The 13,216-nt window shown below is 70.7% G+C and carries 9 protein-coding genes; 8 read left to right on the top strand and 1 reads right to left on the bottom strand.

Features of this window, described 5'->3' with window-relative positions:
* Positions 1 to 52: 52 nt before the first annotated feature.
* Positions 53 to 568, bottom strand: a complete 516-nt coding sequence (locus ABZ208_RS14395; RefSeq protein WP_356909802.1) for a transglycosylase SLT domain-containing protein — start codon at positions 566 to 568, stop codon at positions 53 to 55.
* A gap of 665 nt (positions 569 to 1,233) precedes the next feature.
* On the opposite strand from ABZ208_RS14395, the gene ABZ208_RS14390 reads away from it, so the two are divergent.
* The 8 genes from ABZ208_RS14390 to ABZ208_RS14355 all read left to right on the top strand — a co-directional run bounded on the left by ABZ208_RS14390 (position 1,234) and on the right by ABZ208_RS14355 (position 11,796).
* On the top strand, positions 1,234 to 3,048 hold the full coding sequence (locus ABZ208_RS14390) for a serine/threonine-protein kinase (protein ID WP_356909801.1): 1,815 nt from the start codon (positions 1,234 to 1,236) through the stop codon (positions 3,046 to 3,048).
* A gap of 524 nt (positions 3,049 to 3,572) precedes the next feature.
* The gene (locus ABZ208_RS14385; RefSeq protein ID WP_356909800.1) at positions 3,573 to 5,900 is read left to right on the top strand and encodes a collagenase; all 2,328 of its coding nucleotides are present in this window, start codon (positions 3,573 to 3,575) and stop codon (positions 5,898 to 5,900) included.
* A gap of 56 nt (positions 5,901 to 5,956) precedes the next feature.
* On the top strand, positions 5,957 to 7,123 hold the full coding sequence (locus ABZ208_RS14380; RefSeq protein ID WP_356909799.1) for an FAD-dependent oxidoreductase: 1,167 nt from the start codon (positions 5,957 to 5,959) through the stop codon (positions 7,121 to 7,123).
* A complete protein-coding gene (locus tag ABZ208_RS14375) occupies positions 7,120 to 7,437 on the top strand; it encodes a (2Fe-2S)-binding protein (protein ID WP_356909798.1) in 318 nt (105 codons plus the stop codon). The genes ABZ208_RS14380 and ABZ208_RS14375 overlap by 4 nt, the downstream gene beginning before the upstream one ends.
* Positions 7,418 to 8,893, top strand: coding sequence for an FAD-dependent oxidoreductase (locus tag ABZ208_RS14370; RefSeq protein WP_356909797.1), 1,476 nt, complete (start codon positions 7,418 to 7,420; stop codon positions 8,891 to 8,893). The genes ABZ208_RS14375 and ABZ208_RS14370 overlap by 20 nt, the downstream gene beginning before the upstream one ends.
* A 93-nt stretch (positions 8,894 to 8,986) precedes the next feature.
* Positions 8,987 to 9,889, top strand: a complete 903-nt coding sequence (locus ABZ208_RS14365; RefSeq protein WP_356909796.1) for a dihydrodipicolinate synthase family protein — start codon at positions 8,987 to 8,989, stop codon at positions 9,887 to 9,889.
* Positions 9,890 to 9,944: 55 nt separating this feature from the next.
* Entirely contained in the window at positions 9,945 to 10,946 is a 1,002-nt protein-coding gene (locus tag ABZ208_RS14360) for a proline racemase family protein (RefSeq protein WP_356909795.1), read from the top strand.
* A gap of 118 nt (positions 10,947 to 11,064) precedes the next feature.
* Entirely contained in the window at positions 11,065 to 11,796 is a 732-nt protein-coding gene (locus ABZ208_RS14355) for a GntR family transcriptional regulator (RefSeq protein WP_356909794.1), read from the top strand.
* The last annotated feature ends 1,420 nt before the right edge of the window (positions 11,797 to 13,216 follow it).

Genomic DNA, 13,216 nt, shown 5'->3' with positions numbered 1-13,216 from the left:
ACACGCGGCCGCCGCCGGCCTGGCGGCCGGCACCGCGTACTTCGCGGGTGGCTCAGTAGGCGGAGTCGACGTTGTCGATCGAGCCGTACCGGTCGGCGGCGTAGTTGGCGGCCGCGGTGATGTTGGCGACCGGGTCGGTCAGCTCATGCGGGGTGCCCGGGACGTGGTAGGCGTCGAAGGTCGGCTGGATGACCTGGAGCAGACCCTTGGAGGGCGTGCCGTTCTGCGCATTGACGTCCCAGTTGTTCTGGGCCAGCGGGTTACCGCTGGACTCGCGCATGATGTTGCGGTGCAGGCCCTCGTAGCTGCCGGGGATGTCGTGCTTCTTCATGATGTCCAGCGCCTCCCGGATCCAGCCGTCGAGGTTGTTCGGGTAGGCCTTCTTCGCCTTCTTGGCCGTGACCGCCCCAGCGTCCGCCGCGGTGCTCGCCGGTGCCTTCGGTGCCGCGTGGGCGGAGGGGGCCAGCGTGAGAGCTGCGGCCGAAGCGCAGACGGTGGCGATACCGGCGAACGAGAAGGTGCGGAGTCGGGCGATACGGCTGGTGCTGGTCTGCGTGCGAGCGGTCATCGGGATGCAACTCTCCAAGAAGGGGTGTCGGGGGGAGCCCGGCCGTGGGAGCGAAGCGGGGCTTCGTCCGGCGGGCCGGAACGTGCGAGCGGAGGTCCGCCCTGTCCGGCGAGTGGCTCCCCGGAACGACAGCCATGGTTAGCGGCGCCCTCGGGACCGCGCAAAGGCCCGATGTACTACCCGACTACAGAGGAATGTCCGAAATGATCTCGTGCGGTGCGTTTCTACGGGGAAGTGAGGGTCGTTCCGCTACTACCGCCGTTAGGAAGTGATGTGGCTCCTATGCGTGGGATCACACGCCGCCGCCCTTCTGCGGCCGGCGAATGACTCGCTGTCGCCGGCTCCTCACCCGAGGACCGAGGCGTGGCCCATACCCCGCATGCGGGACGGGCGCTCCCCTCCGAACGACGGTGATGGCGATCGCCGCCTCCGCGTGTCGCACCGGCAGCCGGCGGCGGCCGGGCTGTCGCCGGCTGCCTCGCACGCACCGCCGGGCCCGGCACTCCTGCCCGTAGCTCCGTACCTCATGGGGAAGCGTGTCCGATTGGCGGTGACCATGCCGTTGAGCGGCTTCATTTCGGGATAACTGCCCATGTGAGCGCTTACCTGCTGCACCATGTGAGCCATCCGCGATGCGCATACGCGGACTTGGGGGGAATGCGGCGATGGAACCGCTGAAGCCGCTGGGCGCGGGCGATCCGCGCGAAGTAGGACCGTACCGGCTGGTGGCACGGCTGGGGGCGGGCGGAATGGGGCGGGTGTATCTCGGCCGTTCGCGGGGCGGACGAGCGGTCGCCGTGAAGGTGGTGCGGCCCGAACTCGCCGAGGACCACGAGTTCCGGCAGCGTTTCGCGCGCGAGGTGACGGCAGCCCGGAGGGTGAACGGAGTGTTCACCGCCGGGGTCGTCGACGCCGACCCGGACGCCGACCCCCCGTGGCTGGCCACGGCCTATGTGCCGGGCATGTCGCTCGATGTGGCGGTGGCACGGTCCGGCGCCTGGCCCGAAGGGCCGGTGACGTCGCTGGCCGCGGGACTGGCGGAGGCGCTGGAGGCGATCCACGCAGCCGGCCTGGTCCACCGTGACCTGAAGCCCTCCAACGTACTGCTGGCCTCGGACGGTCCGCGGGTGATCGACTTCGGGATCTCCGTCGCGAGCGAGGTCAGTGCCATCACGCGCACCGGGGCCGTGATCGGCACCCCGGGCTTCATGTCGCCCGAACAGCTGACGGGTGGCCGAGTAGGCCCGGCGAGTGATGTGTTCGCGCTGGGTGCGGTGCTGGCGTTCACGGCGTCGGGGACGGGGCCCTTCGGTACGGGCTCGGCCCAGGGGCTGATGTTCCGGATCGTGTACTCCGAACCCGACCTGGCCGCTGTTCCGCCGGGGCTGCGGCCGCTGGTGGCGCGGTGCCTCGCCAAGGACCCGGCCGACCGCCCCGCGATCGGCGACGTGCTGTCGGAGATGACGGACGGGGCGGGCGCCGCGAAGACCACGCTGCTGTTCACCAGCGCCTCGTGGCTGCCGGACACCATCGCCGGGACGGTACGGGAGTACGCCCAGACCGTCGCGGACGCAGCGGGTGCCGGTGCCGGTGCCGGTGCCGGTGGCCGGGGCGACACCCGCTCGCAGCAGTCCGACGCGGTGACGCGCACGGCGCCGGGCGGCCGGACACCGTCGCCCCCACCCGTACCGCCGTCGTCGCCGCCCACCCCGCCCCCTGCAGTGCCGCCGACGCCCGTACCAGTACCGACGCCGACGCCTGCACCAGTGCCGACACCGGCACCGGCGCCCGCACCGCGGTCGGCGCCCGATTCGGCGGCCACGCGACCCGACGGTGCGCCGACTCCCTCCCCCCACCCCGCGCGGCGGCGGCTGGCCCTCGCGTCCGCCGCCGCCGTGGTGCTCATCGGCGTCTTCGCGTGGCAGGCGGAGGCCATCTTCGGGTCGGGGAACTCCTCGGGGAGCGGCGGCGGAGCGTCCCCCTACTCCTCCTCTGCCGGCCCTTCCGAGACCTCCTCGTACGAGCCCTCCCCGACCGGGACCGTGACGTCTTCATTTGTGCCGAGCACCGAACCGTCCGCGTCACCCGTGGTGGAGACCAGCAGTTTCACGCCTGAACCGTCTCCCACGCCCGTCAGCGGTGTCGAGGAGATCACCGGGAGCTGGATCGGCAGCTATGTCTGCAACCAGGGCATCACGGGCCTGTCGCTGACCATCGAGGACGAGGGCGACGGGGATGTGTCGGCGGTGTTCAGCTTCTTCCCTGACCCTCGCAATCCGCTCGTGCCGCGCGGCTCGTTCGCGATGAGCGGGACCTACTCCGACGGCGAGCTCCTGCTCAACGGCGCGTACTGGATCGAACAGCCTCCGGACTGGATGATGGTCAACCTGGCCGCGCGGTACGACTCCGCCACCCCCGGCCACCTGGACGGTGCTGTGCTCGGCCTCAACTGCAGCGGTTTCTCCGTGGCCCGTTCCTGAGGGCCTGCTCAATCTTCCTCAGAACCTCATTGCCTTCCTCATGCAGCGAACGATGACGGCCGGGAACCGTCACCTCCCTCACGGCAGCCGGGACCGGTCTGCCCGATCAGCGAGCCCGTCTGCGCCGGTCGGTGACATCGGCCCCAAGCCTCCTGGACGGTAGAGCAGTTGCCGAGGCGGCGAAGGCCCGTGCAGGCACGGAGATTCCTCTCCAAGGGGGAGTGCACACGAGGGTCCTCGGTGTGTTGGCCGTCTGCGAATTCCGTGCGCTGGGCCATGACCGTGGGCCAGTAGCACGGCTTCGGCGTGTGCGACGCCCCCGTTTACGCGTCTGCCCGTCCTGACAACTCCGCTGCGAGACAGTGATGCTGAGGGGTTGTCAGTGCAATGTCACATTACTATGTTACGGGTCACATCACACCGACCGGGGCGGGCGCGGCAACCTTCGTGCGCCCGGCCCGACCGCTTGCGATGACCGCACCGCTGTTGCACCCACCTCCCACCTCCCTTCTCAGGAGCCCTCGGTGTCCCAGCCCAGATCCGTGCGCACGTCCCTGCTCGCCGGGGCCGTCGCCGTCGCTCTCCTCGCGCTCGGGCAGACCGCTCGAGCGTCCGGCCCGCAAGGGACGGATCCCGCCGCCCCCGTCACCTTCGCCGCCCCCGGCGACGACAACCCGTTCGACAAGGTCGAGCGCCTCGCCCGTGCCCCGAAGCCCAGCGCCCAGCCGGCCCCCGCACCAGGGGAGTTGGCCCAGGGCCGTATCCCGGGCCGTCAAGGACTCGTGAAGGGGAGTACGTCCCCCGGCACGCCGTCCGCTGCCGCCGGAGTCCCGTGCAGCCTCGACGGCATCACCCGCCTCGCGCCTGCCCAGCTCGCCGATTTCCTCGCCGACCCGGCCGTCACCGCCGACGGCTGCCTCAGCGGCCTCATATGGTCCTGGGACGCGCGGCTCGCGCCCGTCATGTCCGATGCCCATGTCCAGGCCGTCGGCCGCCGGATATCCTCACTCGCCGCCCACCACGACGGCCGCAACGGCACCCACCTGCTGGAGATGTTCACCTATCTCCACGCCGTCGCGTACCACGACTTCTCGCGCCCCGAGATCGACATCACCGACGCCCCGACCACCGAAGTGCTGCGGCGGGCCGTCAACGACTTCGGCACCGCCTCCCGCACCTTCCAGGTCACGCGGACCAACGCCGAGACCCTGCGCGAGGCCCTCTACACAGGTAGCGCCCCCGGCCTGCGGCACAGCCAGCTGGGGCTGATCAGAAAAGTCCTGGCCACGATGGACCGCTATCACGCGGGCCAGTACGACGACGCCTCCTGGGGCGGTGCGGCGCTCGCCGCGCTCTCCGTGAACTACCTCGGCATCTACCCGGGGAACCGGGACACGGCCTTCCACAACGTGGTCGCCCAGAACGCCTCGTACCGAGCCTCCTTCAGGGCCTTCGCCGGCTACACCCACCTGAAGGGCACTCCCAACGAGTGGGTCGTGCGCGATGCGCTCGGCGAGTACGGCCGCTTCGGCCAGGTCGAGGCGCTCAAGGACCGGATCGTGCCCGACCTCGGGGCCCTGCTGCCCGTCGCGCGCACCAACTTCGGTAACGGCAGCCGCCCCTGGGCCGCCCTCGTGTCATGGCTGGGCTACTACGAGGCATGCAAGCCCTACGCGGTGTGCAAGGAGGACATCGAGCGCGAGATCTTCCCGTACACGTACACCTACGACAACGGGGCGATGAAGGTCCGCACCGGGCTCGACCGCGCGACCGTCGACCAGCTCTACTACGCGAGCAAGCAGGTCAGGGCGCAGTTCCACCGGGTTCTGGGCGCCGAGGAGCCACTGGCCGGTGACACCAACTCCTCGCTGAACATCGTGCTGTACGGATCACGCGCCGACTACGAGGTCTACCACCCGATTCTGACCGGGATGGACACCGAGAACGGCGGCATCTACATCGAGCGCGGCGCCACCTTCTACACCTATCAGCGCAGGGTCCCGCAGGACTCCTCGCTCACGCTCGAGGAACTCTTCCGCCACGAGTACGTCCACTACCTCAACGGCCGCTGGGCCGTGCCCGGTTACTTCGGCGAAGGGCCCTGGTACAGCGGTGACCGGACGACCGCGATGGACGAGGGGACGGCCGAGTTCTTCGACGGCGCCACCCGTGACGACGGCATCGCGGTGCGCAAGTCCCTGGTCCGCAGCATCATCGGCGACACAGCCGGCGGCAAGCCCCGGATGAGCGTGAACCAGTTGCTGCACGCCACCTATGACGGGGACGGCTTCCGCTTCTACAGCTATGCCGGCACCTTCTTCGAGTACCTGTGGACCGAGCGTCCTGCGCTGCTGCGCGAGATGTACGGGTATCTGAGGGCGGACGACCCCGCGGGCTTCGACGCCTGGCGCAGCCGCCTCGGGGGCGACCCGGCGCTGCAGCGCGCATACGACGGCTTCCTCGACGCCCAGATCGCCAAGGTCGACGAGCTGTACGTGCCCCACACGACGTTCACGCCCAACGAGAAACTCAGGGACGCCACTTCGGAATCCGTGCGCACGGCCTTCGCCGCCGCCACCTACGCCGATCCCGTCTGCACGGACAGCGGCGACCCCGGCAGGAGGCGCTTCACCTGCACCGGACGGATCACGGCGAACCTCTCCGACCCAGGCAGCGCCGACCAGATCTTCAAGGACATGTCCGAGACGGTCGACTACTTCCTCCTCGACCGCGCCGGTGCGGCGTCCAACAACCTCGCCGACATGAACTGCTCCTTCGGCCCCGTCGAGATCTGGAGCAACGGACAAGCCGGCAGCGCGACTTACCGCTGCGAGGGGCCGCTGCGCACCTGAAGCGTCATCAAGCGTGCCGCCTTCCCCCGGCCAATGGAATGTGACATATTACTGACGTGCCCACCAGACACACCCTGGACGCCGTCATCATCGGCGCCGGCGTCGTCGGAGCGGCGTGTGCGTACTACGCCAGCCGCGCCGGACTGAATGTCGCAGTGATCGACCGTGGCTCAGTCGCGGGCGGCACCACCGGCGCCGGGGAAGGCAATCTCCTCGTCTCCGACAAGGAGGCGGGCCCGGAGCTCGAACTCGCGCTGCTGTCCACCCGATTGTGGCGCGAACTCGCCGAGACGCTCCCACCGGAGACCGAGTACGAGCCCAAGGGCGGTCTCGTCGTCGCGTACGACGAGACCGCCCGCACCGCTCTGGGCGACTTCGCCGCGGCGCAGCGCACCGCAGGGGTCGAGGCGCACGAGATCACCGCGGACCGCCTGCACGACCTCGAACCCCATCTCGCGCCCGGCCTTGCCGGCGGATTCCACTACCCGCAGGACGCCCAGGTCCAGCCTGCGCGCGCGGCCGCCCACCTGCTCTGCGCGGCAAGGGAATCCGGTGCGGCCGTCGTGCTCGGCGAGGAAGTCACCGGTTTCCTCACCGCACCCGGTGGCCGGATCCGGGGGGTTCGTACCCCGGGCCGCGAGCTGATGACACCCGCCGTCGTCAATGCCACGGGCACCTGGGGCGGCGACCTCGCCCGCCTCGCGGGAACCCGCCTGCCCGTCCTCCCGCGCCGCGGCTTCGTCCTGGTCACCGAACCGCTGCCCCGCGTCGTCCGCCACAAGGTGTACGCCGCCGACTACATCGCAGATGTCGTCAGCGGTTCCGCCGCCCTTCAGTCCTCGGCGGTCGTCGAAGGCACCCCCGCCGGACCCGTTCTGATCGGTGCCACGCGTGAGCGCGTCGGCTTCGACCGGAGTCTGTCGTCCACCGCGCTGCACCGGCTCGCCGCCCAGGCCCGCGCACTGTTCCCCGCCCTGGCGGACGTGCGGGTGATACGTGCCTACCACGGCTTCCGGCCCTACCTCCCCGACCACCTGCCGGCCATCGGCCCCGACCCCCGCGTACCCGGCCTGTTCCACGCCTGCGGCCACGAGGGTGCCGGCATCGGACTCGCCCCGGCGACCGGCCTCCTGATCGCCGCCGCGCTGCGCGGCGAGCAACCGGCCCTGGACCCTGGGCCGTTCAGACCCGAGCGTTTCGATACCGCAGGAGCGGCACAGTGAGCAGAAGAACACCGGCTTTCCTGGTGCGGTCCGAGCCCGGGCCACCGTACGAGATCACCTTCGACGGCAGGCCCGTTACCGCACTGCCCGGCCAGACCATCGCCGGTGCCCTGTGGTCCGCGGGCATTCTCGCCTGGCGCACCACCCGCGACGGCGGCGCACCGCGCGGCGCGTTCTGCGGGATCGGCGTGTGCTTCGACTGCCTGGCCACCGTCAACAGCCGCCCCAACCAGCGCGCTTGCCTCCTTCCGGCCCGCCCGGGTGACGCGGTCACCACACAGGAGGGGACCGGCCATGACGACCTCGCCGTCTGAACCGGCCGACGTGGCCGTCGTCGGGGCCGGCCCGGCCGGGCTGGCAGCCACCGTCGTGGCGGCGGACCTCGGGCTGCGGGTGACGCTGCTCGATGCGGGGGAGCGGCCGGGCGGCCAGTTCTACCGGCATCCGGCTCCCAGGTTGCGCGCCCGGCGGCCCGAAGCCCTGCACCACGCCTGGCGGGCGTTCGCCGGCCGTGAGCGCAGGCTGCATGCGCACGAGGCGGCAGGTCGCGTCCGCTACCTGCCGGCGCACCACGTCTGGACCGTACTTCCACAGACCGGACCGGGTGACGGCGGGCACTCCTGGCAGCTGCACGCAGTCGCCGGGCCGGACGAGCTCGCGACCACCGTCCGGGCCCGCGCGCTGCTGCTGGCGACGGGGGCGTACGAGCGTCAACTTCCTTTCCCCGGCTGGACGCTGCCCGGAGTCGTGGGTGCCGGGGGCGCGCAGGCGATGCTCAAGTCCTCTCTCGTCCTGCCCGGCAGGCGGGTCGTGGTCGCGGGCAGCGGCCCCCTGCTGCTCGCCGTCGCCGCCTCGCTCTCGTTTGCCGGGGCGAAGGTTCCCGCCGTCGTGGAGGCCGCCGCCTACCCGGCGTACGCGCGTCGGCCGGGGGTACTCCTGCGCAACGCCGGGAAGCTCGCCGAGGGCGCGATGCACAGCGGCGTGCTGCTGCGACACGGCGTACGACTGCTCACCCGGCACGCGGTCACTGCCGTCCACGGCACCGCACACGTCGAGGCGGTGACCGTCGCGCGGCTCGACAGAGCCTGGCGGCCGCTGCACGGAACCGGCCGTACGATCCCCTGCGACGCGCTTGCCGTCGGCCACGGGCTGGTTCCCCAGCTGGAGCTCGCCACCGGACTCGGCTGTGCCACCCGTTCCGGTACGGACGGAACCATCGCCCTGCACCTCGATGACGAGCAGCGAACGTCCGTAGCCGGTGTCTGGTCGGCGGGGGAGACCAGCGGGATCGGTGGCGCCGAACTGGCCCTGGTCGAGGGAGAGTTGGCCGCACACTCGATCGCGTCCGCTCTGAACGGCCTCCCACCTCCCAGCACGTCCGCCGCTCTCGTGGGCCGCCGTGACCGGCTGCGTGCGTTCGCCGCCGTGATGGGCGCCGCTCATCGCCCGGGTCCGGGCTGGACCCAGTGGCTCGACGACACCACGGACATCTGCCGCTGCGAGGAGGTGGCGGCCGGGCGGATCAGAGAGGCCGTCGAGGAGCTGGGGGCGCTCGACACGCGTGCCGTCAAGCTGCTGACCCGTGCCGGAATGGGCTGGTGCCAGGGCAGAATGTGCGGACCCGCCGTGGCCGCTCTCACCGGCGAGGAAGCGACCGAGGACAGGCGACCCCTGTCCTGCCCGGTGCCGCTGAGCCGTCTCGCCGACCTTGCTGATCCCGACGACCTCGCAGATCCCGCCGAACCGCCGAACCGAAGCCACGGTCACTGACGTTCCCTCAGGAGACCGGCCTGCGCGGGCATACGACCCTTGCCGCCGCATCGCGCCGCTCAGTAAAATGTCACACCTCACGGTAGGAGTCCCATGGCACTCGCACCTCGAACCCGTCCCTGGCACGGCATCATGGTCGCCACCGCGCTGCCCCTGCGTGACGACCTCTCCGTCGATCACGACGCCTACGCCGAGCATGTCGCCTGGCTCATCGCCAACGGCTGCGACGGCGTCGTCCCCAACGGCTCCCTCGGTGAGTACCAGACCCTCACGGACGAGGAACGGGCCGAGGTCGTGCGCACCGCAGTCGAGGCCGCCGGCGACGGGGCCCGGGTGATGCCCGGCGTGTCGGCCTACGGGAGTGCTCAGGCCCGCCGCTTCGCCGACCAGGCCGCCGAGGCCGGCGCCGGTTCCGTACTGCTGCTGCCGCCCAACGCCTACCGCGCGGACGAACGGGCGGTCCTCGCCCACTACGCCGAGGTCGCCCGGTGCGGTCTGCCCGTCGTCGCGTACAACAACCCCCACGACACCAGGGTCGACCTCACCCCCGCGCTGCTCGCCCGCCTCCACCACGAAGGCAGCATCGTGGCCGTCAAGGAGTTCAGCGGCGATGTCCGCCGCGCCTACGAGCTTGCCGAACTCGCCCCCTCCCTCGACCTGCTGGCCGGCGCCGACGACGTCCTGCTGGAGCTGGCAGCGGCCGGTGCGGTCGGCTGGATCGCGGGCTACCCCAACGCTCTGCCCGCCACCTGTGCCACCCTTTACCACGCCGCCGTCACCAGGGACCTGCAGACCGCACTGCCGCTGTACTCGTCCCTCCACTCTCTGCTGCGATGGGACACCCGGACCGAGTTCGTCCAGGCGATCAAGCTCTCCATGGACCTGGCCGGCCGCCGCGGCGGCCCCTGCCGCCCCCCGCGTCTGCCGCTGGAAGCCGAACAGGAAGCTGCCGTACGCGCCGCCACGGAAAAGGCGCTCGCCTCGGGCCACATGTAGCAGCGCACGCCGGGTCCCACAGTCACACGTCAGCAGAAGGGAGAAGAACACCCCCATGCGCACCCGCCACGTCTACCACGCCGTCGACTCGCACACCGAAGGCATGCCCACCCGGGTCATCACCGGCGGTGTCGGTGTGATCCCGGGCGCCACCATGGCTGAACGCCGTCTGCACTTCATCGAACACCTCGACCACATCCGCACCTTGCTGATGTACGAACCGCGCGGCCACTCCGCCATGAGCGGCGCCGTCCTCCAGCCGCCCACCCGTCCCGACGCCGACTACGGAGTCCTGTTCATCGAAGTGTCCGGCCTGCTCCCGATGTGCGGCCACGGCACCATCGGGGTGGCCACCGTCCTGGTCGAGACCGGCATGGTGCCCGTCACCGAACCGGTCACCACCGTCCGGCTCGACACCCCCGCCGGACTGGTGAGCGTGGAAGTGCGGGTCGAGGACGGGGAGGCGCAGTCCGTGACGCTCACCAACGTGCCCTCGTTCTGCGTCGCACTGGATCGCAAGGCCGATGTGCCCGGACACGGCACGGTCACCTACGACCTGGCCTACGGCGGCAACTTCTACGCCTTCGTCTCGCTCGACGCCCTCGGCCTGCCCTTCGACCGCGCCCGCAAGGACGACCTGCTGGCCGCCGGCCTCGCGATCATGGACGCGATCAACGCGACGGACCGCCCGGTGCACCCCGAGAACCCCGCTATCGGCGGGGTCAAGCACGTCTATCTCGCTGCCCCCGGCTCGGACGCCGTGCGTTCGCGGCACGCCATGGCGATCCATCCGGGCTGGTTCGACCGTTCTCCCTGCGGTACGGGCACGAGCGCCCGGATGGCGCAGCTGCACGCACGCGGTGAACTCCCGCTCGGTCGCGCCTTCGTCAACGAGTCGTTCATCGGCACCCACTTCACCGGCCGGCTCGTCGGTGAGACCACGGTCGGCCACCTGCCCGCGGTCGTCCCGACCGTCACCGGTCGCGCGTGGATCACCGGCACCGCCCAGTACTTCCTGGACCCGTCCGACCCGTTCCCGGGAGGTTTCCTGCTGTGATCGCTGCGTCCCGAAGGGCACCGTGCCGACCGCACCGCGGCCGAGAGCGGCAGCCTGTCCCGGCAATTGAAACGTGACATTGTACGCTGGCCCTCCGCGTCATCCCGGAGGACATGCCATGGGCGACCTGAAGCAGCACAACCTGATCACGGCGCAGGAACGGCTGCGCGACCAGGTCGCCCACGCGCTGCGGGCCGCGCTCGTCGCCGGCGAACTGCGCCCCGGCAGTGTGTACTCCGCCCCCGGCCTGGCCGCCGACTTCGGTATCTCCGCCACGCCGGTACGCGAAGCGATGCTGGATCTCGCCCGCGAAGGCCTGGTCGAGCCCGTACGCAACAAGGGGTTCAGGGTCACCGAAGTCAGCGAACGCGATCTCGACCAGTACACCGAACTCCGCGCCCTGATCGAGGTCCCGACGGTCGGCAGGGTCACCCGGACCGCCACCGCCGAGCAACTCGGGGAACTGCGCCCGATCGCCGAGGAGATCGTCGCCCAGGCCCGCGAGCACAACCTCATCGGTTATCTGGACGCCGACCGCCGCTTCCATCTCGGCCTGCTCGCACTGGCCGGCAACGACCGACTGGTCGAGACGGTGGGGGAGTTGCGCAAGCGGTCCCGGCTCTACGGACTCACCCGGCTCGACGAACGCGGCCAGCTGATCTCGTCCGCAGAGGAGCACCTGGAGCTGCTGGACCTGATGTTGTCGGGCGACCAGGCCGCTGCTGAGGCCTGCATGGCACGCCATCTGGGACATGTCCGCTCGCTGTGGGCGCAGTCGCGCGACGAGCCGGCGGCCCCGAGTCCCGGGCGCACCCTCGGCCCGAACGTCATCGGCCGCCAAGCGCGCTGAGTGTGTGCGGCGGGTTGCCCGGCCCCTGAGAAGTACGCGTCCGGGCCGGAGTCCAGCGTGGCGGCGCTGACCGTGGACCGAGCGACCTCCGTGTGCGGCGTCACCGCCAAGCTGCCTCATGCGCGGAATCCGTTCATCGAACAGGCAGGACACGTTCTCCTGCACCGACCCGGCCGTCGAGCCCGAACTGCGGGCGGCGGCGGTCGCTGCGGTGGCATGCCTCGAGGGCTTCCGCGGCCCCGAGCGCGCGGGCAGGACGAGCCCCGCCACACCGCGCGCCGCCTCCGCAGCCGCAGCCGCGACATGGTGGAGGGCTGTCAGTGTCGGTCCGGGAACCCGGAGCTGCTTCACGGCAGCCCGTCCGGCGGATGCGGCTCCGAGTTGGGGACCGTCACCGTGGCGTCAGTACACGCATCATCCGGCTGGCAGGGCGGGCGGGTTCGTACGCTACGGACCTCTGATACGCCAGCAGGTTGATCTTGCCTCGCGGCTCTCAAGTCCGATGTTCTGCGGGTCGATGCCGCAAGGGGAATGGAGATCGTCCCGGAAGCACACCTTTCGGTTCCTCAAGGAGCAAACATGATCCCTGATCGCGGGCACAGGTCGACGCTCGGTCCGCTCCCCAGATGGGGGAAATGGACTGCCGGCGGCGCGATGGCGTCGCTGCTCCTCGTGATGCTGGGCTTCAGCAGCCCTGCGCCGGCGACCGCTGCGCACCGGCCGGCGGACTCGGTGAGCCAGGCAGGCCCGGAACCCGACGACTGCAAGAAGCCCCGGCACGGCAAGTGCAGGGACAGGGACGACGCTGTCGGCCCGACCGGTCCTGCGGGGCCGACCGGACCGGCAGGAGCCACTGGGCCCACGGGTCCGACCGGACCGACCGGACCGACAGGCCCGCAGGGAGAGTTGGGTACACCAGGCGCGACAGGCCCTGCGGGAGCCACAGGTGCTACCGGCCCCACGGGCCCGGCCGGTTCGGCGGGTACGCGCGAGGTGGTCACCTTGACCGAAGGCGTTGCAACGGGTGGGGGCCTCACTCGTACTCCGGCATGCCCGTTGGGGCTGGAGCCCGTCTCGGGCGGCGCGCAGTCAGGCACTACAGCGACGGTCATCGGCCAGTCATATCCCAATGCCGTAGCCAACGGCTGGACCACCAGCGTGACAAACAATTTCCCTGTCCCCATCGACGTAACCTGGTACTCCGTCTGCGAAACGCCTGCATGAGGCGCACGGGGCGGCGCGTGAACGGGTGACCAGCCGTTGGCCGGACCCTCGTCCGCGTGCCAAACCCTTCCGGCCGGCCGCCGCAGTCCACGACCCCAAGCGTCAGCGTCGGTCAGGGCGGCGCCGTAGGCGCGGCCCTGACCGGGTCGCCGGGGGATTAAACCGCCCCCCGCAGCCCCCAATGCTGATATAGGAA

It is taken from the genome of Streptomyces sp. NPDC006208 (assembly GCF_040613775.1).
Classification (GTDB): domain Bacteria; phylum Actinomycetota; class Actinomycetes; order Streptomycetales; family Streptomycetaceae; genus Streptomyces.
This window is presented reverse-complemented; position numbering and strand designations above follow the sequence as displayed.

What these genes read in the sequence shown, in the direction of transcription:
- ABZ208_RS14365 (WP_356909796.1), top strand. Translation starts at nt 8,987, where the DNA reads ATGGCACTCGCACCTCGAACCCGTCCCTGGCACGGCATCATGGTCGCC.
- ABZ208_RS14360 (WP_356909795.1), top strand. Translation starts at nt 9,945, where the DNA reads ATGCGCACCCGCCACGTCTACCACGCCGTCGACTCGCACACCGAAGGC.
- ABZ208_RS14390 (WP_356909801.1), top strand. Translation starts at nt 1,234, where the DNA reads ATGGAACCGCTGAAGCCGCTGGGCGCGGGCGATCCGCGCGAAGTAGGA.
- ABZ208_RS14355 (WP_356909794.1), top strand. Translation starts at nt 11,065, where the DNA reads ATGGGCGACCTGAAGCAGCACAACCTGATCACGGCGCAGGAACGGCTG.
- ABZ208_RS14370 (WP_356909797.1), top strand. Translation starts at nt 7,418, where the DNA reads ATGACGACCTCGCCGTCTGAACCGGCCGACGTGGCCGTCGTCGGGGCC.
- ABZ208_RS14395 (WP_356909802.1), bottom strand. Translation starts at nt 568, where the DNA reads ATGACCGCTCGCACGCAGACCAGCACCAGCCGTATCGCCCGACTCCGC.